Origin of the sequence: Nocardia otitidiscaviarum, from assembly GCF_007362295.1 — a bacterium.
Classification (GTDB): Bacteria; Actinomycetota; Actinomycetes; order Mycobacteriales; family Mycobacteriaceae; genus Nocardia; species Nocardia otitidiscaviarum.
This window is the reverse complement of record NZ_CP041695.1, coordinates 6070704-6090565: the sequence shown is the minus strand read 5'-3', so window position 1 is coordinate 6090565 and position 19862 is coordinate 6070704. Positions and strand designations below refer to the sequence as shown.

At 69.5% G+C, this 19862-nt stretch carries 18 protein-coding genes; 11 read left to right on the top strand and 7 right to left on the bottom strand.

What is annotated here, in order from left to right; genetic code table 11:
• Positions 1-314 precede the first annotated feature (314 nt).
• The 3 genes from FOH10_RS27255 to FOH10_RS27245 all read right to left on the bottom strand — a co-directional run bounded on the left by FOH10_RS27255 (position 315) and on the right by FOH10_RS27245 (position 3636).
• Positions 315-1685 carry a lipase family protein gene (locus FOH10_RS27255; protein WP_143982848.1) on the bottom strand — a complete coding sequence of 457 codons (1371 nt, stop codon included), beginning with the start codon at positions 1683-1685 and terminating at the stop codon, positions 315-317.
• Positions 1685-2839: an esterase/lipase family protein gene (locus FOH10_RS27250; RefSeq protein WP_143982847.1), complete on the bottom strand. Its 1155-nt coding sequence runs from the start codon at positions 2837-2839 to the stop codon at positions 1685-1687. The genes FOH10_RS27255 and FOH10_RS27250 overlap by 1 nt, the downstream gene beginning before the upstream one ends.
• A 149-nt stretch (positions 2840-2988) precedes the next feature.
• On the bottom strand, positions 2989-3636 hold the full coding sequence (locus tag FOH10_RS27245) for a TetR/AcrR family transcriptional regulator (protein ID WP_039817343.1): 648 nt from the start codon (positions 3634-3636) through the stop codon (positions 2989-2991).
• 214 nt (positions 3637-3850) lie between these two features.
• Between FOH10_RS27245 and FOH10_RS27240 the strand changes: the two genes are divergently transcribed.
• On the top strand, positions 3851-5497 hold the full coding sequence (locus tag FOH10_RS27240; protein ID WP_244961395.1) for an acyl-CoA synthetase: 1647 nt from the start codon (positions 3851-3853) through the stop codon (positions 5495-5497).
• A 26-nt stretch (positions 5498-5523) separates the two neighbouring features.
• Here FOH10_RS27240 and FOH10_RS27235 read toward each other — a convergent pair whose 3' ends face one another.
• Positions 5524-6744, bottom strand: a complete 1221-nt coding sequence (locus FOH10_RS27235) for an acetyl-CoA C-acetyltransferase (protein ID WP_143984337.1) — start codon at positions 6742-6744, stop codon at positions 5524-5526.
• A gap of 181 nt (positions 6745-6925) precedes the next feature.
• Between FOH10_RS27235 and FOH10_RS27230 the strand changes: the two genes are divergently transcribed.
• On the top strand, positions 6926-7822 hold the full coding sequence (locus tag FOH10_RS27230; protein WP_039817389.1) for a LysR family transcriptional regulator: 897 nt from the start codon (positions 6926-6928) through the stop codon (positions 7820-7822).
• A 94-nt stretch (positions 7823-7916) separates the two neighbouring features.
• Here FOH10_RS27230 and FOH10_RS27225 read toward each other — a convergent pair whose 3' ends face one another.
• Positions 7917-9173 (bottom strand): PucR family transcriptional regulator, encoded by a 1257-nt coding sequence (locus FOH10_RS27225; RefSeq protein ID WP_244961394.1) that lies wholly within the window; start codon positions 9171-9173, stop codon positions 7917-7919.
• 254 nt (positions 9174-9427) lie between these two features.
• Between FOH10_RS27225 and FOH10_RS27220 the strand changes: the two genes are divergently transcribed.
• The 7 genes from FOH10_RS27220 (at position 9428) to FOH10_RS27190 (ending at position 15895) form a co-directional block, all read left to right on the top strand.
• Entirely contained in the window at positions 9428-10186 is a 759-nt protein-coding gene (locus FOH10_RS27220; protein WP_143982844.1) for an ABC transporter ATP-binding protein, read from the top strand.
• The gene (locus FOH10_RS27215) at positions 10183-10950 is read left to right on the top strand and encodes an ABC transporter ATP-binding protein (RefSeq protein WP_143982843.1); all 768 of its coding nucleotides are present in this window, start codon (positions 10183-10185) and stop codon (positions 10948-10950) included. The genes FOH10_RS27220 and FOH10_RS27215 overlap by 4 nt, the downstream gene beginning before the upstream one ends.
• Positions 10947-11834: a branched-chain amino acid ABC transporter permease gene (locus tag FOH10_RS27210; protein WP_244961393.1), complete on the top strand. Its 888-nt coding sequence runs from the start codon at positions 10947-10949 to the stop codon at positions 11832-11834. The genes FOH10_RS27215 and FOH10_RS27210 overlap by 4 nt, the downstream gene beginning before the upstream one ends.
• On the top strand, positions 11831-12886 hold the full coding sequence (locus tag FOH10_RS27205; protein WP_143982842.1) for a branched-chain amino acid ABC transporter permease: 1056 nt from the start codon (positions 11831-11833) through the stop codon (positions 12884-12886). Before FOH10_RS27210 ends, FOH10_RS27205 begins: the two co-directional genes overlap by 4 nt.
• Entirely contained in the window at positions 12876-14126 is a 1251-nt protein-coding gene (locus FOH10_RS27200; protein ID WP_143982841.1) for an ABC transporter substrate-binding protein, read from the top strand. The genes FOH10_RS27205 and FOH10_RS27200 overlap by 11 nt, the downstream gene beginning before the upstream one ends.
• A gap of 50 nt (positions 14127-14176) precedes the next feature.
• Complete coding sequence (locus tag FOH10_RS27195; RefSeq protein WP_143982840.1) at positions 14177-14938, top strand: DUF8020 domain-containing protein; 762 nt, start codon at positions 14177-14179, stop codon at positions 14936-14938.
• A gap of 135 nt (positions 14939-15073) precedes the next feature.
• Positions 15074-15895, top strand: a complete 822-nt coding sequence (locus FOH10_RS27190) for a helix-turn-helix domain-containing protein (protein WP_186000603.1) — start codon at positions 15074-15076, stop codon at positions 15893-15895.
• A gap of 176 nt (positions 15896-16071) precedes the next feature.
• On the opposite strand, the gene FOH10_RS27185 is transcribed toward FOH10_RS27190, so the two are convergent.
• Positions 16072-16464, bottom strand: coding sequence for an SCO5389 family protein (locus FOH10_RS27185; protein ID WP_143982838.1), 393 nt, complete (start codon positions 16462-16464; stop codon positions 16072-16074).
• Positions 16465-16525: 61 nt separating this feature from the next.
• On the bottom strand, positions 16526-17563 hold the full coding sequence (locus FOH10_RS27180) for an NAD(P)H-dependent flavin oxidoreductase (RefSeq protein ID WP_143982837.1): 1038 nt from the start codon (positions 17561-17563) through the stop codon (positions 16526-16528).
• A gap of 325 nt (positions 17564-17888) precedes the next feature.
• Between FOH10_RS27180 and FOH10_RS27175 the strand changes: the two genes are divergently transcribed.
• Both FOH10_RS27175 and FOH10_RS27170 read left to right on the top strand, forming a co-directional pair.
• Entirely contained in the window at positions 17889-18716 is an 828-nt protein-coding gene (locus FOH10_RS27175; RefSeq protein ID WP_143982836.1) for a M23 family metallopeptidase, read from the top strand.
• Positions 18717-18772: 56 nt separating this feature from the next.
• Positions 18773-19753, top strand: a complete 981-nt coding sequence (locus FOH10_RS27170; RefSeq protein ID WP_029931019.1) for a helix-turn-helix domain-containing protein — start codon at positions 18773-18775, stop codon at positions 19751-19753.
• Positions 19754-19862: the final 109 nt, after the last annotated feature.

Here is a 19862-nt window from a genome sequence, read left to right as displayed (position 1 = left end):
GCGCGGCGCGTCTGAGGGCCGCAGCGAGTCCGAGGGGTGCGGCGCGTCTGAGGGGTGCGGCGCATTCGAGGAATGCGGTGCCACCGAGAGAAACGGGGCGACGGTGGGCGTGGACAGTACCCGCTGGACACGAACGCGCCCCGATCCTCGCGCAAGTAGGACCGGGGCGCGGAGCGCGTCTTCGCCCCGGCATGGAGCGAGGAATCGGCTCGATGTGCCGGGCGTGATCGACTCGACGCAGCACGCGGCTTCGCCCGGCGCGGAGCACGTGACTGCCCGGCGTGGAGCACGGGACCGCCCAGCGCCGATAGTCGTTATGCCGGTGCGACTTCCGCATCGTTTCGATGGGGGTTCACCGGCCGGGAATCGGCGGCGATCTCGATCCGCTCCCGAATCGGGCTGCCGGTAACCATTCTCGCGCACAGCTCGGCGAACTCCCGGTGCTGGGCCAGGGCCCGGCGCGAGGTCGCGACCGACCACACCGTATCGATCCCGGCGGGCTGGAGCGGACGGCCCGCGAAACGGTCGGCCAGCCAATCCATCATGACCGGTGCGCCCAGGAACTGCAGGGGCAGATGGGCACTGAGCCGATCGCGCAGATAGTGCACGTGGCCGCCGCCGTACAGGTAGCGCCACACCTGGGCGTCGACATCGCCGACGGCGATCACTTCGTCGTTCACGCCCTGCACGATCAGCATGGGCATATCCGGAATCCGGTGGCCGGGCCGGATGTCGGCGAGGATGCGCCGCATCTCCGGATGGTCGAGGAAGGCGTCGACACCGCCGCGCACATGATTGTCGACACTGCGGAAGGCGAGCTTGGCCAGCAGCGGGATGGTGGCGCTGGTCTCCGCACGCAGCAGCAGCCGCAGGTACTCGGCCGAAACCCGGGTGCGCATAATGCGATCCAGCTGCGGATAGGCCCGGCGCAGCCCGGCGGTGAACACCATGGCGAAACCCGCGAAGGCGGAACCGTTCATGCGCACGAAGGCGGCCGCGGGATCACCCACCGGTGAGCCCGCGGCCGCGCCGACGATATCCAGTTCGGGGGCGTAGTCGGTGGCCAGTTCCGCCGCCCAGCTGGTGGCCAGACCGCCGCCGGAATAGCCCCACAGGCCGATCGGCGTACCGGCGTCCAGACCGAGCGGGTCGAAGCGCAGGGCGGCGCGGGCCGCGTCGAGCGCGCGGTAGCCGGGCTCACGGGCTGCGCCGAACCGACCGCCGAGGCCCTCGTGATCGGGGACCGAGACCGCCCAGCCGCGCGCCAGGGCGGCGGCGATGAGCGGCAGCTCCAGTTGCGGAATGGCGCCGAGCGCCCGCGCGCCGTGCCGTAACGCGTAGGAGGGGAAGCACTTCGGGGCGACGGCGTCGATGGCGCACTGAAAGGACACCAGCGGCCGCGAGGCGTCCGGATCGGCCTCCCAGGGCAGCGCGACCGTGGTCACCGCCGCCTCCGGGACGCCGTCCAGATCCCGGGTGCGATACAGCAGCTGCCAGGCCGAGATCCGCTGCGGCATTACGCCGAACAGGCTCAGCTCGACCTGGCGGGAGCGCAGTATCTCGCCGGGCGCGAACCGTTCCAGTTCGGCGGGGGCCGCGTGGAACGGGTCCGCGTCGGGGAGCACCGGCCGGGTGCGGGCGGCGGGTTGCGGCCGGAGCGGCACGGCCGGTGCGGTCTGCGGCATTACAGCTTCCCTCCGCCGCCGATCATCCAGGGGTTGAAACTGCACACCAGTTCCGGGTGGGCGACCGGATCGAGTGCGCGCAGCGCGATGGAGATGGCGCGGGGTGAGTACATGAGCGTCAGATGGTCGGAGAAGTCCTGCTCACAACCCTGTTGCAGGGTGATGTTCTCGACCGTCGCATCCGGCCCCGCCTGGAGGAAGGTCCACTCGTACGGATTGGAGATCTGATCGTGCCGGGTGCCGACCGAGGTGTAGGAGACGCCGGGCACGGTATCACCGTCGGCGTTCAGGACCGCGTAGAAGTGTGAACCGACCGCCTGCTGAATATTCGCGGCCCCGATAATGGGCTGATAGAAACCCAGAATATTGACGCCCAGATTCGTGATGATCCGGCCCAATGTCGCCATTCCCAACAGCGAGGTGCCGTGATTGGTCGCGCCGAAAGTGATCAGCTTGCCTACTTTGTCGTGCCCGCCCTCGAATTTCATGTAGTGACTCGTGACCGGGCCGCCCTGGGAATGGCCGATCACATCGACCTTGTCGGCACCGGTCGTGGCCAGCACTCGATCGACCAGGACGCCCAACTGTTTCGCGGAATCCTCCATCGGTCCGACGCCGTAGCGACCGGGCAGAATCGGTCCGACACCACCGCCGTCGAGCACTCCGAGCCGTCCGAAATTCGTGGTGAACACACAGAATCCGGCGCGGACCAGCTGCGGCGCCATATACGCGTAGGTGTCGTAGGCATTGAGCCAGGTGCCGTGCACCAGCACCACCGGCCGCGGGTGTTCGGCGGACGGGCGGCAATTCCAGTCGTTCGTACCGGGCGGGGCCGCGTCGGGATTCGACAGTCCGTGCGCGAACGCGGCCAGGAACGACGACATCTCCGGACCGTTTCCGCGGGTATCGGTGGCGAAGCTGCGGGGGGTCGCCGATCCGGAACCACTGCCCGAACTACTGCCGGAATCCACGATGAACTCTGGCGTGCGCCCATCGGCGGCCGGATTCAACAGGGAGTTCATATAGTTGGCCAGCCCCTCGGGGGTGGCCGGAATTTCTGGCTCGGCGTCGGCCGCTCCGGCCGAGAAAGCCACGGTCGCGGCCGCGGCACCGGTGAGTACGGCACTCACCAGCATCCGAATACCTCGTCGCATCGGAAACCTTTCGTCATTGTCCCGAACCGGGACCGTCCCGAACCCGAATTCGACGGTAGGGCGGGCGAATCCCGCATGTCACTCACGCTGTGCCAACCGACAAAGCGGCCGGGCGGGAGCGGGTGACGGTTTGTGGCGGGTGACAGGGCTCACTCGGGCAGCGGGTTGGCCAGGGCGATGGCGGTGCGGGTGAACAGCGGCGCCAGCAGCGGCAGCGCGGTCGCGCCACGCTCGTGCAGACAGTTGCGGACCCGGTCGTCGATCCCGCCGAGCAGCATGTCGATGGCCTCGGGATCCGGGTCGGCGGGCAGATCGCCCTCGCGGACGCCGATCCGCGCCACCGCCATGATGTAGTCGGCGAACATGCGATGCACGCGGGCGCGGTGAGCGACCAACGCCGGTCCCGCCGCGAGGGTTTCCACGTAGAGTGCCCGCGCCGCACCCGGCTGGCTCGCCAGGAAGGCCAGGTAGATCTCGAAGGAGATCCGCACCCGGTCGGCGAAGCGCACACCCTCCATACCGGTGACCGTGTCACGCAGCCCGTCCAGCGCCGCCTGCACCGCCAGATCGTATGCGGCGGCGAAACATTCGTCCTTACCGCCGAACATGGTGTAGAAGGTCCGCCGCGCCACCTTGGCCCGGCCGACGATATCGGCCACGGTGGTCGCCGCATAGCCGACCTCGCCCACCGACTCCAGTACCGCGGTACACAGCCTGCGGTACTGCGAACTCGTCACCTCTTCGCGACTGAGCCGATGCCGTCCGCGCGGCAGCGGCCCCGCGGCCTCCTCACTCACACCGCACAGAATAGGTGCGAGTGCGCCTGGACCACCGACCGACTCTCAGGGAGTGGGCTGGTGAAAACCTCGCTGGGCAAGGTTCACTGCCGCTCACGCCCGAAATCGCCGATCGACCGGCTCAGCTCCGGCGCGCGGGTCCGGTATGGCGGATGTGGTCGTTCCGTTCCGCCGACGGCCGCCGTACGGTGGGGTTGCGGGCGGATGCCAGCACGTGGATGGGCGGGACGAGGAGGACCGGGTGACGGTCGGGTTGCTCAAAGCGGTGGGGAATCGTGCGTACACGGAGGTCGAATCGGCGCGGCTGGTGCTGCGTACCGGCGTGGTGAGCGTCGAATCGCCCGCGACCATGGTGGCGGCGGCCACCGCCATGCTGCGGTACGGCACCATAGCGGCGGGACTGACGCTGTCGGCGGCCCGGTACGGCAACCGGACGGCGGTCATCGACGAACTCGGGTCGCTGACCTTCGCCGAGTTGGAGGAGCGGTCCAACCGGTTGGCCAATGCTTGGCGGGCCCGGGGATTGCGCGGCGGTGAGGGCGTGGCCATCCTGGCGCGCAATCACCGCGGCCTGCTGGACGCGGTGTTCGCCGCGGCCAAGTGCGGTGCTCGAATCATCCTGCTGAACACCGACTTCGCGGGGCCGCAGATCCGGGACGTCGCGACCCGGGAGGGCACCGACCTGCTCGTCTACGACGAGGAGTACGGGGAGATGCTTGCCGATGTCGCACCGCGGCACGGCACCTGGCGCGCCTGGACCGAGAAGACCCGTCCGGACTGCCTGGAAGCGCTCATCGCCGAGGGCGACCCGTCGCCGCCGCCCGCGCCCGGGGCCATGCCCAAGCTGATCCTGCTGACCTCCGGCACCACCGGCACCCCCAAGGGCGCGCCGCGCGCGGAACCGAAGTCCCTGGCCGCCCTCGGCGCGCTGCTGTCGAAGGTGCCGTTCCGCGCGGGCGAGGTCACCGAGTGCTGCGCCCCCATCTTCCACACCCTCGGATTCGCCTGCGCCATGCTGGGTCTCGGCTTCGGCTCCACCCTGGTGATCCGCCGCCGCTTCGACCCGCAGACCACCATCGAGAGCATGGAGCGACACCGGGTCACCACCGTGATCGCGGTGCCGGTCATGCTCGCCCGCATCGTCGACCTCGGCGGCCGCGCGCTGGTCGGCCGGGATCTCACCGCACTGCGCATCATCTTCGTGGGCGGCTCCCAACTCGGCGCGCAGCTGGCCCGCGACCTGACCGGCCTGTTCGGGCCGGTGGTCTACAACGTCTACGGTTCCACCGAGGTCGCCTACGCCACCATCGCCACCCCGGACGATCTGGCCGTCGAACCCGGCTGCGTGGGCAGACCCGTGCTCGGCGCGCGGGTGGAGATCCTGGACGACCGGGGCCGTCGGGTACCCACCGGCACCACCGGCCGCATTTTCGTCGGCAATTCGGTGCAGTTCGAGGGCTATACCGGCGGCGGCGACAAGGAACGCGTGCGTGGCCTGATGTCCTCCGGCGACGTCGGCCACTTCGACGCCGCTGGAAGGCTTTTCATCGACGGCCGCGACGACGACATGATCGTCTCCGGCGGCGAGAACGTCTTCCCGGCCGAAGTGGAGGAGCTGCTGCACACGCATCCGGAGATCCGGGAGGCCGCGGTCATCGGCGTCGACGACGAGCGGTTCGGCGCCCGCCTGCGCGCCTTCGTGGTCCGGCAGCCCGACGCCACCCTCACCGAGGAGGACACCAAAGCCTTCGTGAAGCGGAACCTGGCCCGCTACAAGGTCCCCCGCGACGTCGTCTTCCTCGACGAACTGCCCCGCAATCCGACCGGCAAGGTGCTGAAGAAGCGGCTGCGCGAACTCTGATCTCACCGCCGGTGACAGCGTCTCGTTCATGCGGGGTCTGTCCATCGTTCGAAGACGGCGGCCAAGCCCTGCCCGCCGCCGATGCAGAGGGTGGCCAGACCGTAGCGGCCGCCACGGCGGTCCAGCTCGCGCAGCAGGGTGGCGACCATGCGGGCTCCGGTCGCACCCACCGGGTGTCCGAGCGAGATGCCGGAGCCGTTCGGGTTGATCCGCTCGTCGTCGGCGCTCAGCCCCCACAGCCGCAGCACCGAGAGCACCTGTGCGGCAAAGGCTTCGTTGAGTTCGATGACGTCCATATCGGCGAGGGCGAGCCCGGCGCGCGCCAGCGCCCGATCGGTGGCGGGCACCGGACCCAGACCCATGGTGCGCGGATCCACCCCGGACGCGCCCCAGGACACCAGGCGGGCGATGGGGCGCAGGCCGAGCTGCGCGGCCCGCGCGGGCGTGGTGACCACACAGGCCGCCGCACCGTCGTTCTGACCGCTGGAATTCCCGGCGGTCACCGTGGCTTTCGGGTCGACGCCGAGCCGGATGGGGCGCAGTCGCGCCAACTTCTCGAGGCTGGTGTCGGCGCGCGGGTGTTCGTCACGATCGACCGTGACCGGTCCGGCACCGCGGTCGGGCACGGTGACCGGTACCAGTTCGGCCGCGAACCGGCCGGCCGCCTGCGCCGCCACCGCCAGCCGGTGCGAGCGCACCGCGAGCGCGTCCTGCTCCTCGCGGCCGATGCCGAATTCGGCACGCAGGTTCTCGGCGGTCTCGATCATGCCGCCGGGCACCGGGAAATCCCTGCCGCCCGCCGTGATGCGCGCGCGGGCCAGGCGGTCCGCGAGGGTGACGCCCGATCCGGTGACGCCCCAGCGCATTCCGGTGGCGTAGAACTCGGCCGAACTCATCGACTCCACCCCGCCCGCCACCACCAGATCGCTGCCGCCGCTGCTCACCTGCATACACGCCTGGAGCACGGCCTGTAGACCCGAACCGCACCGGCGGTCCACCTGCACGCCCGGCACTTCGACGCCGAGCCCGGCGTCCAGGGCGGCCACCCGGCCGATGGCCGGAGCCTCACCGGTGGGCCCGGCCTGCCCGAGAATCACATCGTCCACGGCACTCGGGTCGATGCCGGTGCGGCGCAACAGTTCTCCGATCACGGTGGCGGCGAGGGCTTGCGGCGCGACGTCGGTGAAGACGCCGCCGAATCGGCCGACCGGCGTGCGGAGTGGTTCGCAGATGACCGCGTAGGACAAGAATGCTCCCGGATGTCGGCAGGTGAGCGGATCGAGGGCGAACGCGGCCACCGCCTCCTGACAAGCAGGGCGGCATGGGCGGCGGCGGCCGCGCGGCTCCAGCCTGACAGGCGACACCATGTAAGTTCCAATACCGAATCACTCAATCAGTAAGACGAAGATTTACCTAGTGGAGGCCGTGGTGGAGTTCCGTCATGTCGCGGGCTTCCTCGCGGTGGCGGAGGAACTGCATTTCGGCCGGGCGGCCGAACGATTGCATATGGCACAGCCGCCACTGAGCCAGCAGATCCGAGCCCTGGAACGCGAACTCGGCGTCCCGCTCTTCGAGCGCAACACCCGCTCGGTGCGGCTGACCGCGGCGGGTACCGCCTTCCTGCCCTATGCCCGTCGCGTGCTCGACGAACTGGAGGCCGCCCGGTTCGCGGCCCGTGCCGGTGGACGCGGCGAGGTGGGCCGGGTGTCGATCGCCTTCACCGGACCCAGCAGCCGCGAGGAGATACCGGCGCTCACCCGTGCGGTGCGTGCCGCGCACCCGGGGATCGAGTTGCGTTTGGAGAGCGGCTATTACGCGGGCGCGACGGTGGCCGCCATCGCCGACCGCGAGATCGACCTGGGTTTCGTGCGCATGCCGGTGCGGAGAGCGGGCGTGCGCACCCGCGTCTACAAGTACGAACGTCTGGTCGCGGTGCTGCCGATCGATCATCGGCTGGCCGACGCGCCCGATATCGAGGTGGCGGATCTGGCCGACGACCCGTTCGTCAGCCTGCCCGGTGCACGCGGTTCGACCGTGCGCGAACACATTGTCGCGGCGGCCTTCCAGGCCGGATTCGCGCCGCGCATCGTGCAGGAGGCCGGCGACACCTACACCCTGCTGGACCTGGTGGCGGCGGGGGTGGGCGTCACCCTGACGGTGTCGTCGGTGCGGCACATCCGCAGTCCCGGCATGGTCTACAAGGAATTGCGCGGCGAGCGGCCGCCCATCGAGGCCGCGCTCGCCTGGCGCGAGGACAACGCGTCTCCGGCGCTGCGCGCGGTGCTGCGGATCGCCGACGAGGTCTTCCCGGGACCTAGCGACTGAGCGGCCGGCCGGGCGGGTGCGCTGTGGACGCCGGGCGGGCCTCACGCTCGCAGCGTCGCGACACGGGTACTCGGTCGGGGACGGTACGGTGCGACTAGCGCGGGACCTCGTCACGTCGCAGCGGGTCCTGGAGTTCGATCGCCACCAGCAGGTCGATCAGATCCCCGACACCGCGCGTGTTCCGCCCGGTCAGCTCCTGAATCCGCCCCAGCCGGTACTTCGCCGTATTCGGGTGGATGCAGAGTGCTTCCGCCGCCTCGCGCAGATTCATATCGGCGGCGGCGAAGGCACGGATCGTCGCCGCCAGCACCCCGCCCCGCGAGCGGTCCTCGGCCAGCAGCGTCGCGATGCGCGGGTCGACCAGATGCCGAGCGGTGTCGTCGGCACGCAGCACGAGGTAGCGGAACGGTGTCAGATGCGGTAGCGCCATGACGCCGCCGTCCTCCGGGAGCAGCTCCAGTGCCGAGCGCGACTCCTGATGTGCCCGTGGCAGATCCGCGATCCGGGTGATCACCGGGCTCACGCCGACGGCGAGCCGGATCCCGGCCGTCCGCAGTTTGTCGTGGGCCGTACGCAGCCGCTCGCACAGCTCGTCGGTGCTGCCGCGGCCGAGCGCCGGAATCGCCACCACCTCGTTGCGGTAGGACCCGGACAGGGTGCGCAGGCCATTGACCCCCACCCGGGCCAGTGCCGACGCGGTGAGCTGCGTGGCGTCCGAATCGGCGTCGTGCGGATCCAGTATCGCCGCGGTGACCACCACCAGCGGTGCGGCGGCGTCGACACCGATGCCGAAACCGTGCGCCAGCGACAGCTGCGGACCCCGCTCCGGCAGTGCGCCGCTCAGCAGCGCCTCCAGCAGTTCCCGGCTCTCGTGGCCGTTCTCGGACTGGTAGCGCTGGAATTCCAGATAGGCGTTGGCCGCCTGGGTGCTGATCAGATCGCAGTACCGGTTCAGCGGCACCACCATCGACAGCGCGGCCTCGCGGTCGTCCTCGGAGTCGCCCGCGTAGTCCATAAGGGATTTCCACAGTGCCTGCTGACCCAGCCGGAAGGCGTTGATGTAGTCGACCAGCGCGAGCCCCGACCGCGCCCGCCGCGCCGCCGCCCGCCGCGTGTAGGCGATATCGCCGGGTGTCACCTTCCGATTCTCCAGCAGCGCGCCCAGTCCGATCCGGCACAGCTGGGCGAGCTGATCGTGCACATCGGCGTGAAAGGTCTCGTCGCGGGCGGCATAGGCGGGAATCCGGCCCATGATGGCGGCGACACCGATATCGGCCATGTCGTGCACGTGGTCGAACAGCCGGGTCACGATGCGCGTGCGGGCGGCCAGCACGCTCTCGGAGTAATGCACGGCCCCGATCGATTGTGATCCAGCGGACATGGGACGGGATTAATCCACGTGTCGCCCCGGCGTGTCAACGCCGGGAATGTGACGCAGACCATGTCCACGGGGGACAAATGCCGTCCGCGAAGTTGGTCCTCCGCGTCCAGTGTGCCCCCTGAACTGCGAATTTACGCTGAGCGAGTTCTATCCCTCCGGTGGCGGGCGCGGTACGCGCTCGATACCGACGACAGCCCGCCGCCGCGCGGTGGGCCGGAGGACGCATGCTCGAAATCTCCCAACTCACGCTCCGCTTCGGCGGGATCACCGCGCTGTCCGACGTCGGCTTCCGGGTCGCCGCCGGCGGCATGGTCGGTCTCATCGGGCCTAACGGCGCGGGCAAGACGACCCTGTTCAACTGCCTCACCCGGCGGTACACCCCGGATGCCGGATCGATCGTCTACGAGGGCGCGTCACTGCTGGAGCGGCCGCCCTACGCGCTCGCCGACCTCGGCATCGCCCGGACCTTCCAGAACCTCGGTCTCTTCACTCGCATGTCCGTCCGGGACAACGTGCTCGTCGGCGCACACCACCGCGCCCGCGCCGGATTCCTGGCCGCGGGGCTGCGGCTGCCGCGGGTGCGCCGCGAGGAGGCACGGCTGCGCGCGGAGATCGACGAACTGCTGGAGCGGTTGGAACTGACCGAGGTGGCCGATCGGCCCGCCGCGGGTCTGCCCTTCGGCACGCTCAAGCGCATCGAACTGGCCCGAGCGTTGGCGGTGCGACCCCGACTGCTGCTGCTCGACGAACCCGTCAACGGTCTCAGCCACGGCGAGGTCGACGAGTTCGCCGAACGGCTGCGCGCCCTGCAACGCGACCTCGGGCTGACCGTGATCGTGGTCGAACACCACATGGGCTTCGTCATGGGCACCTGCGAGCACGTCGTCTGCCTGGAATTCGGCCGCGTCATCGCCGACGGCGAACCCGAAGCCGTGCAGCGGAATCCGGCCGTGATCGCCGCCTACCTGGGCAGCGCCGCATGAGCGGGGGGCGGACGAGCGCCGCCGGGCGGTCGGTGGCGGCACCCGAGGGGCCGTTCCTCACCGTCGACGACCTGCACGCCGGATACGGCGGGGCACGCGTGCTGCACGGGGTCGACTTCGCGGTCCGCCGCGGCGAGGTGTGCGTGGTGCTCGGGCCCAACGGCGCGGGTAAGACCACCCTGCTGCGGGCACTGTGCGGAATGGTGAAGGTGAGCGGCGAGATTCGGCTCGACGGTACCGAGATCACCGGGCGCGCAACGGAATCCGTGGCGCGACTGGGTGTCGCTCACGTTCCCGAGGGTCGGGGCACCTTCACGGCGCTGACCGTCGAGGAGAACCTGCGGGTCGGGGCCTACACCCGACGCGACCGCACCCGGGTGGACAGCGACCTGGCCCGCGTCTTCGACTTCTTCCCGGTGCTGCGGGACAAGTTGGCCGAACCCGCGGGCGGTCTGTCCGGCGGCCAGCAGCAGATGCTGGCCATCGGCCGCGCGCTCATGCTGCGGCCCCGGCTGCTGCTGCTCGACGAACCCTCTCTCGGACTCTCGCCCCTGGTCACCCAGGAGCTCTTCCAGATCGTGCACACCATCAATGCCGAGGAGCGCACCACCGTGATAGTCGTCGAACAGAACGCGCACCTGGCGCTGGAGATCGCTCAGCACGCGCATGTGATCGAGGCCGGGCGAATCGTGCTGTCCGGCACCGCCGCCGCCATCCGCGCCGACGACCAGGTCGCGCGGTCCTACCTGGGATACCGGGTGTGATCGTGTCCGGACTGCTGCAACAGATCATCGAAGGGCTCAGCGCCGGTGCGATCTACGCCGGTCTGGCGCTGGCCATGGTCCTCATCTACCGGTTCACCGGCATCGTCAACTTCGCCCAGGGCGAGCTAGCCATGTTCTCCGCCTTCCTGGCCTGGCAGTTCACCGAGATGGGAATGCCGTTCTGGCAGGCGCTCATCGCCACGCTGGTCGTCTCGTTCCTGGGCGGCATGCTCATCGAGCGGGTGGTGATCCGGCCCGTCGAGGGCGCGCCCGAACTCACCCTCGTGATTGTCACCGTCGGCCTCTACTTCTTCGTCAACGCCGCCGCCGGGTGGATCTGGTCGTATCAGGTGAAGTCCTTCCCGAATCCCTTCCCGGACGGTGCGTTACGTGCCGGGGGAGTGACCGCGGGGTACGGCAGCCTCGGCGTGATCGTGGTGGTGGCGCTGGTCATGGCGCTCATCTACCTGCTCTTCCGCTACACCAAGATCGGTCTGGCCATGCGGGCGGTGGCGAGCAATCCCGCCTCGGCGCGGCTGTCCGGTATCCGGGTCGGCGTCGTTCTCGCCCTCGGCTGGGGGTTGTCCGCCCTGGTCGGCGCGGTCTCCGGGGTGCTGTCCGCGCCCGTGCTCTTTCTCGAACCCAACATGATGGGAGGGGTTCTCATCTACGCCTTCGCCGCCGCCACCCTGGGTGGCTTCGACAGTCCGGGCGGTGCGGTGGCCGGTGGCCTCATCGTCGGCGTCACCGAAACCCTCACCGGCGCTTACGTGGACGTCATCGGCACCGAACTCAAGATCGGCGTGCCGCTGGTGATCATCCTCGGCGTCCTGCTGCTGCGACCGCAGGGGCTGTTCGGGCGAGCGGTGGTGGAGCGGGTATGAGTGACGAGACCACGGTCCTAACGGAGAAGGGAACGGCCGCAACGCCTTCCGGTACGCAGGGACGCTCCGTTCCCGCTTGGCCGGTGCGCCACCGGAACCTGGTGGCGGCGCTGGTACTGCTCGGCGTGGCCTGCTACGCGCCGTTCCAGCTCGCGCCCTTCCACACCTTCCAGCTGTCCATGGCGCTGGTGTACGCCATCGCCCTGCTCGGCCTGAACCTGCTGGTGGGGCAGACCGGGCAGATCTCGCTCGGCCACGGCGCGTTCCTGGCGATCGGCGCGTACACCACCGCCGTGCTGCTGGACCGCTGGGACGCACCGCATCTCGCGACCCTGCCGGTGGCCGCCGCGCTGACCTTCGTGCTCGGCTACGCGCTCGGCGTGCCCGCGCTGCGCCTGCGCGGGCTCTATCTGGCCCTGGTCACGCTGGCCATCGCCATCTTCCTGGTGCCGCTGCTCAAACGCTTCGAAACGCTGACCGGCGGTTCCATGGGACTCACCGTGGCGAAACCGGAAGCGCCCGCGTGGACCGGGCTGGCCGAGGACCAGTGGCTGTACCTGCTGTCCCTCATGGTCGCGGCGGTGAGCTTCCTGTTCGTCGCCGGGGTGGTGCGCTCGCGAGTCGGGCGGGCGCTCAACGCCATTCGGGATCACGAGACCGCCGCGGAGGTGATGGGTGTGCGCCCCGCGCACTACAAGACCCTCGCCTTCGCCTGGAGCGCCATGTTCGCCGGGATCGCGGGCTGCGTCTACACCTGGGTGATCGCCTTCGTCTCACCCGACTCCTTCGCGACCGGACTGTCCATCACGCTGCTGGCCGGACTGGTCGTCGGCGGACTGGGTTCGCTGTGGGGGCCGCTGCTGGGTGGACTGTTCGTCATGTACGTCCCCAGCCTCGCCCAGGACGTCAATCAGGCCGCGCCCGGCGTGGTCTTCGGACTGCTGCTCGTCGCGGTCATGTACCTCGCGCCGACCGGATTGGCCGGGCTCGCCGGCCGCGCGGCGCAGTGGATCGGAAATCTCGTTCGGAAAGGGAAAACCAATGCGCACTAAGGCCATTCGCGTCATCGGAGCCGCGGCGGCCGTGCTGCTCGCGGCGACCGCCTGCGGTGGTCGCGGCGAGGGTGACGGCACCGTCGCCCAGGGCGACTGCAAGGGGCAACAGACGGTCGGCATCACCGACTCGAGTATCGAACTGGGCGGGGTCTACCCGCTCTCCGGTCCGGCATCGGCCTACGGGGAGATCCCCAAGGGGGTGCGGGCCTACTTCGACTACCTCAATGCCGAACACGGCGGAATCGACGGCCGCACCGTCGAATACCAGGTGCGCGACGACGGCTACCAGCCGCCCAAGACCGTGGAGGAGGTGCGCCGCCTGGTCGAACAGGATCAGGTGTTCGCCATCTTCCAGACCCTCGGCACCCCCACCTCCTCGGCCGTCTGGGACTACCTGAACCAGCGCGAGGTACCGCAGATCTTCGTCGCGGGCGGTGCCACCAAATGGGGTGCGGACACCGAACATCCGTGGACCATCGGCTGGCAGCCCAGCTACCGGGCCGAGGGGCGCGCCTTCGCCGAGTTCGTGCGGCAGGAGAAGCCCGACGCCACCGTCGCCGTGCTGTACCAGAACGACGACTTCGGAAAAGACCTGCGCGACAACTTCATCGAGGCCATCGACGGCAGCGGGGTGCGGGTGGTGGCCGAACAGAGCTACGAGGTCACCGATCCCACCGTCGATCCGCAGCTGCGCAACCTGGCCAACTCGAAAGCCGATGTGCTGCTCAACTTCTCGACACCCAAGTTCGCCTCCCAAGCCCTGGCCGGGGACGCTCGCAACCCGGATTGGAACCCGCTGCACATCCTGTCCATGGTGGCCAACTCGCTCAGCGTGCTGAAGCCGGTCGGGCTGGAGAACGTGCAGGGCGTGGTGTCCGGTGCCTTCACCAAGGATCCGGCCGATCCGCGGTGGGCCGACGATCCGGCCATCACGCTCTACCGGGAGAAGCTGGCCACCTACGCCCCGGGCGCGGACCCGACCAACACCTACACCCTGATCGGCTGGGCCGCCGCGGACAGCTTCGCCAAGACCTTCGCCTCCGCGAAATGCCCCACCCGCGAAGGACTCAGCGCCGCGGCCAGGTCGCTGTCCGGCGTGCAGATCGACACCCTGCTGCCCGGCATCACCCTCACCACCGGACCCGACGACGCCTTCCCCATGGAGGGCGTGCAGATCCAGCGTTTCGAGAACGACCACTGGACCGCCGTCGGCTCCGTCATCGACACCAGTGAATAGCCCTGTCCCTACGACCCATTCAGTTCCCAACCGGATCAACGAGGATCACCATGAAGTTCCGTAAGACCGTCGTCACCGCCGCACTCGCCACCGTCTCCCTCGGGATCGCCGCGGGCACCGGCAATGCCGCACCCGCGCCCACACCCACCCAGACCGAGGTGCACTACGAGGTCGGCCGCCAAGGCGATGCCGCCGTCCTCACCACCAGCGACGGTGCACTGCGGACCGTCGGCGACCAACTGGTGCTGACCGCCGCCGACGGCACCCCGGTGGCGGCAGTCCCGCTCACCTATCGCATGAACGACACCGCGTACCCGATCACGGCGCGCATCGACGGCGGCACCGCGGTGCTGACGCCGCAGCGTGACGGCGGCACCCCGGTGGCCGATATCGCCACCAGCGAGATCGTCACCGCCGACCAGGTCGCCGCGCCCGTCGCGGAATCGCTCACCCCCCGCGACCAGGCGGCGCTGGGCACCCTGGCGCAACGCCTCACCATCGGCAGCGCCATCAGCGCCATCATCGGCGCGGTGGTCGGCGGCGGCATCGGCTGCCTGGTCGGCGGCGCGGCCGGCGCGACCATCGCCAGCCCGGTCATCGCCCTGCTGCTGCCCTTCGTCGGCGCCGCCATCGCCGGCTGCGTCATGGGCGCCGCCACCCTCGGCGCCGTCGGCGGCATGGTCGGCCTGGTCACGGTGGGCGGCCCCCTCGCCCTCTTCTCCGCCTTCCAATACTTCAGCACCATCCTGTCCCCCTGCCCGCCCGAACTCCCCGCCTGCAAGAACCCGATGACCCCCGCCCCGCCCAAGTAGTTCCACCGGCCCGCGTGGGTGAGACGACGGTCGTCTCACCCACGCGGTTCTCATGGGGCCGGTTGGGGTCCGCACCGCTGCTCAGCTTCCGTCCTCGTGCCGATGCGAGGATTCGGGCGGAGAAGAGGAGGAACAATGCGATCGATTTCGCCCGAATCCCCGTCCGGTGCCGCGACCCGTCCGACGATCGGCGCGTACATGCAGCGGCAGCGGATACTGCTGGGATTGACGCAGCAACAGGTGGCTGATCGGCTGTACATGTCCAAATCCGCGTATCAGAAGCATGAGAACGGTGAGCGCAATCCGACGGTGCAGGCGATACGCGACTGGTGTGATGCGCTCGAACTGACCTACGAGAAGCGACGCAAGGTGATTTCGATCGTGATGGGCGAACTGGTGCCCGTCGCCATCGGGTCGCCGGAGAACATCACCGACGATGATCTCGACTTCATCAATTCACTGCCCTACCCGGCCTGGCTGCACCGAGTTCCGCAATACGACATCCTGGCGGGCAACCGGGTCGGCATCGAGATGTGCCCCTTCCTCGACCCCGCGCTGGCGACCGGCGATCGGCCGCTCAATGTGATGGTGCAGTTCGCCAGCGACCCACGGGCACAGCAGATCGTGACCAATACCGATACGGTCCTGCACCGCCTCATCTACTTCCACAAGGAGATGGCCGCCGGCATCGTCCCCGAGGACGAACTCGCCGCCATCCGCGCGGCCACCATGGCGCACCCGAAGGCGGAGCACTTCTGGAACACCCCCATGGAGCCGGAACTCTTCGACGACGACCAGGTGGTCATGGTGGACCCGCAGGGCCGGGAGACCCACTGGCGCATGCGGTCGCTGCAATCGATCCACCCGTGGTGCGACTACGAGATCTTCTTGCTCACCCCGCGCACCATCGTCGGGGGCACGCGGCGGCCGCTGATGTCGTGGCCGAATCGACAGTGAGCAGGCGCACAGCGCACGAAATGTGTGTCGGCTCGAACTTGACGCAGGTGGGGGCCGGACAGGAATCTCGATGGGCCGGTGGTGTCCGAAGGGGGGTCACCACCGAGTGCGTGTGTTCACCATGGGATTCGGCGTGCGGGACACTGCCGTCCCGCACGCCGAATCCGTGGTGAACATCAGCAGTTGCGCAGTTCCGGGCTCTGGTTGAGCAGCTGGGAGCGGGTGGAGACGAAGGTGCCGTAGGTGTCGCCGCCCACCGCCGAGAGCGGGAAGGCCGCTACCCGGTGGCAGTTCTGGAAGGCGAGCTTCACGCCGAAGTGGCGCTCCAGACCGCCGCGGATGGCATCGGAGGCCATGGCGCGCAGCAGTTGGCCGCGCGCGGTCTCGTCGGGTGGGGCAATGGTGTTGTCGGCGTATTCGGCCGTGCCGGAACGCAGCTCCGCGGCCACCCGCTCGACGACCGCGTAGGCGTAGGGCAGCGAATCGCGCACGCATGCGACGAAGTCGGCGTCGCTGACCTCACCGCGCTCGGCGCGTTCCAGCAGTGCGGTGGGTACCTCGAGTGACATGGCGCTCTCCTTGGGATGGCGGAAGGTGCCAGCCGATTCTAAATGACAAAGATTGTCAATTTCATTCGAACCGTCGTGAAAGTGTGCTTCGCAGAGCGGTTTTCGCCTCTTCGGACAACTGTCGCACCAGGTCGCCGGCCGGTTGTGTGGTGGTCAGGGTGTGGCTCTGGCCGGCCCAGAGGTTGACCGCGTCGGGGTTTGCCTCGGCTCGTGCGGCGGCGCGCAGGGGGCCGGTGGCGTAGTGGATCTCGGGGTAGGCGGCGGGGGCGTCGGGGTGGTCGAGCAGGAAGCGGTTGCGCAGGCCGCGGGCTCGGCGGCCGGTGAAGGCGCGGGTGAGCATGGTGGGGGTGTCGAGGGGGAGGGCGTCGCGGAGCAGGGCCGGGGTGCCGGCCTCCGGGCAGCGCAGGAAGGCGGTGCCCAGTTGGGCGGCGGACGCACCCGCGGTGAGCGCGGCGGCGACGGCCGCGCCGGTCGCGATGCCGCCCGCCGCGATGATCGGCACCTCCACCGCCGCGGTGAGCAGTTGCAGCAGGGCGAGCAGGCCGAGCGGGTCGGTGGCGTCGTCCTCGGGTCGGTCCGCGAACGAGCCGCGGTGTCCGCCCGCCTCACTGCCCTGTGCGATGAGCGCGTCCGCGCCCGCCGCCACCGCCAGCCGGGCCTCGGCCACCGAGGTGACGGTCACCCACACCTCGGATCCGGCCGCCCGCAGCCGGGCGAAATCGGCGGGCGAGGGGCAGCCGAAGGTGCACGACACCACGGGCACCGGCGCGTCGGTCAGCAGGTCGAGTTTGGCGGCCCAGTCGTCGGTGTCGTAGCGCGGCTCGCCGACCGGGAAGTCACGGCGCAGTTCCTCGAGATACCGGGTGTAGTCGGCGGTGGGCGTGGGTGCGGCGGGGACGAAGAGATTCATGCCGAACGGTGCGGCGGTGAGCTCCCGGGTGCGCGCGATACGCGCGGCGGTGTCGGCGGCGGAGAGGTAGCCCGCGGCCAGGAAGCCGAGTCCGCCCGCGTTCGACACCGCGGCGGCGAGTTCGGGTGTGGAGGGTCCGCCCGCCATGGGGGCCGACACGATCGGGGTGCGCAGCTCGTCCAGAAGCATGCGCCCAGTGTGCTCCGGGTGACGTCGAGGTCACGGCTCGGGCGGTATGTAACAGCGCCGGGTGTCCCCTCGATGCGTGTCGTCCGGTTTGTCGCATGTTCGGGGGCGGTGCGGAAACCGCAGGTAGAAGGCATTCGTCCAGTTGGTTTCCGCGGAGGGGATAGGACTGAGTACCCAAATTTCGGCCAAGCAAGGTTGCGGAATGGTCACGACGGAGTACAGTTTCCGTCACAGCGATGCCGAATCGTTACCGGAAGCATCACCACCCGAACGCTAGGACAAAGCTTTGGCTCAGCACCGAGAGAACTCGAACTCCGTATCAGTTATGGATTTGCTGGGCGAGAACGCGGGCGGCGTTCGGGCCAACCGTCGGCATCGCGCCGAGCCCAGCACGGCCGACCGGGTGAAGGTCGCCGCCGGCGCCGCGGTCGCCGCGGGCGCCCTCATCGGCAGCGCCAGCCAGCTGGTGCCCGCGCTGGCCAACGCCGCGCCGCTGTCCGGCAACAATGCCGAGAAGCGTGCCGCCGAGGACACCGATCTGAGCCTCGCCACCCAGACCCTCGAACAGGCCACCGAGGCCGAGGCCCCCGCTCCGGCGGCCCCCGCGGTGCCCAACGCGCAGGCCGCCCCCATCGCGGGCCAGGCCGCCCCCTTCGGCCTGACCAACCTGCCGCCCGAGATCGCCGCCCCGCTGGCCCAGGCCGAGCAGACCCTCAAGAGCCTGCAGCAGCAGTTCGCCCCCGCCCCGGCCGTCGCGCCGGTGGCCGGTCAGATCAGCTCCGGTTTCGGCAGCCGATGGGGCGCCATGCACTACGGCGTCGACTTCGCCGACGCGTTGGGCGCACCGATCAAATCCGTCATGGGTGGAACCGTCGTCGAGGCTGGTCCGGCCTCGGGCTTCGGCCTGTGGGTGCGCATCCTGCAGGACGACGGCACCACCGCCGTCTACGGCCACGTCAACGACATGCTGGTGCACGAGGGCCAGCGTGTGAACGCGGGCGACGTCATCGCCACCGTCGGCAATCGCGGTCAGTCCACCGGCCCGCACCTGCACCTGGAGATCTGGGATGCCGCGGGTAACAAGATGGATCCGCTGCCGTGGTTGGCCAGCAAGGGCGTCGTCATGCAGCAGCAGTGGGGCCCGGGCCTGTAGATCGTCAGGCGCCCGTGCCGGGACGGTTTCCGGACCGACGCGTCCCGGTGGGTGCGGTGACGACCTTGGATGAACTATTCGACCCGACCACGCTGCCGGGCCGCGCGTACGCCGCGCTGGTCCAGCACCCGCGGTCCACACTGACCGAAGTCGCGGCACGACTGGGCGCCCCGCCCCGCGTGACCGAGGCAGCGCTGGAAGCCCTCTGCCACATTCAGGCGGCGGTACGCATCGTCGACCACGACGGCAGCGTCCGCTGGGACGCCCATGCGCCGGAAGCTCTTTCGGAGGCCGAATCGCGTCGCCGCCATCACGACACGCAACGTATGCAGGCCGCCGCCGCGCGGCTGGGCGAGACCTTCCGCTCGGTGCGCCGTGCCACCGACACCAACGGCGCGATCGTCGCGGTGTACGAAAGACGGCAGCTGCTGGCCGACTTCGAGGATCTGCAGCACACCGCGCACACCCAGGTGAAGACGATCGAGCGCGGCCCCTACCTCTCCGACGTGGAGACCGAGGAGCGGCTCTTCGAACTCAAGACCGCGCGGCTGGCCCAGGGCATCGGCTACCGAACCCTGTACCAGGACACCATCTACCAGGATCCGGAACGGCTGCGGCACGTGCTGGCCACCAATGCCGCCGGGGCGCAGGCGCGCACGCTGCCCGATCCGCCGATGAAGCTGATCGTCGCCGACGACCGGCGCGCCATCCTGGTGCTGCACACCGACGAGCGCCGCGGCGACCCGATGGGCCTGCGCATCAGCGTCTCCCCGACGCTGGACCTGCTGGTGAAGACCTTCGACGTGCTGTGGGCCATGTCCACGCCCATCTCGGTGAACCCGCAGGAGTCCCTGGACGAGCGTGATCGCGCCATCCTCACCCTCATGAGCCTGGGGGCCACCGACGACACCATCGCGCGACGACTGGGCCTGTCCCGCCGCACCGTGGTGCGGCGGACCGCGAGCCTGCTGGAACGGCTCGGAGCCAGCACCCGCTTCCAGGCGGGCGTGCAGGCCACCCGGCGCGGCTGGCTCTGACCGCCGCTCTCTGTGGTGTATGTCACTGCGTTGACGGAACCGTGCAACACCTGCGCCCCCTCGTACCGATGGGTATAGGGAGCTCGGGCGGTCTCGGCCGCATCGCTTC

Coding starts and splice junctions, on each gene's coding strand:
- FOH10_RS27255 (WP_143982848.1), bottom strand. CDS start 1,685: ATGCCGCAGACCGCACCGGCCGTGCCGCTCCGGCCGCAACCCGCCGCC.
- FOH10_RS27250 (WP_143982847.1), bottom strand. CDS start 2,839: ATGCGACGAGGTATTCGGATGCTGGTGAGTGCCGTACTCACCGGTGCC.
- FOH10_RS27220 (WP_143982844.1), top strand. CDS start 9,428: ATGCTCGAAATCTCCCAACTCACGCTCCGCTTCGGCGGGATCACCGCG.
- FOH10_RS27215 (WP_143982843.1), top strand. CDS start 10,183: ATGAGCGGGGGGCGGACGAGCGCCGCCGGGCGGTCGGTGGCGGCACCC.
- FOH10_RS27205 (WP_143982842.1), top strand. CDS start 11,831: ATGAGTGACGAGACCACGGTCCTAACGGAGAAGGGAACGGCCGCAACG.
- FOH10_RS27200 (WP_143982841.1), top strand. CDS start 12,876: ATGCGCACTAAGGCCATTCGCGTCATCGGAGCCGCGGCGGCCGTGCTG.
- FOH10_RS27195 (WP_143982840.1), top strand. CDS start 14,177: ATGAAGTTCCGTAAGACCGTCGTCACCGCCGCACTCGCCACCGTCTCC.
- FOH10_RS27190 (WP_186000603.1), top strand. CDS start 15,074: ATGCGATCGATTTCGCCCGAATCCCCGTCCGGTGCCGCGACCCGTCCG.
- FOH10_RS27185 (WP_143982838.1), bottom strand. CDS start 16,464: ATGTCACTCGAGGTACCCACCGCACTGCTGGAACGCGCCGAGCGCGGT.
- FOH10_RS27180 (WP_143982837.1), bottom strand. CDS start 17,563: ATGCTTCTGGACGAGCTGCGCACCCCGATCGTGTCGGCCCCCATGGCG.
- FOH10_RS27175 (WP_143982836.1), top strand. CDS start 17,889: ATGGATTTGCTGGGCGAGAACGCGGGCGGCGTTCGGGCCAACCGTCGG.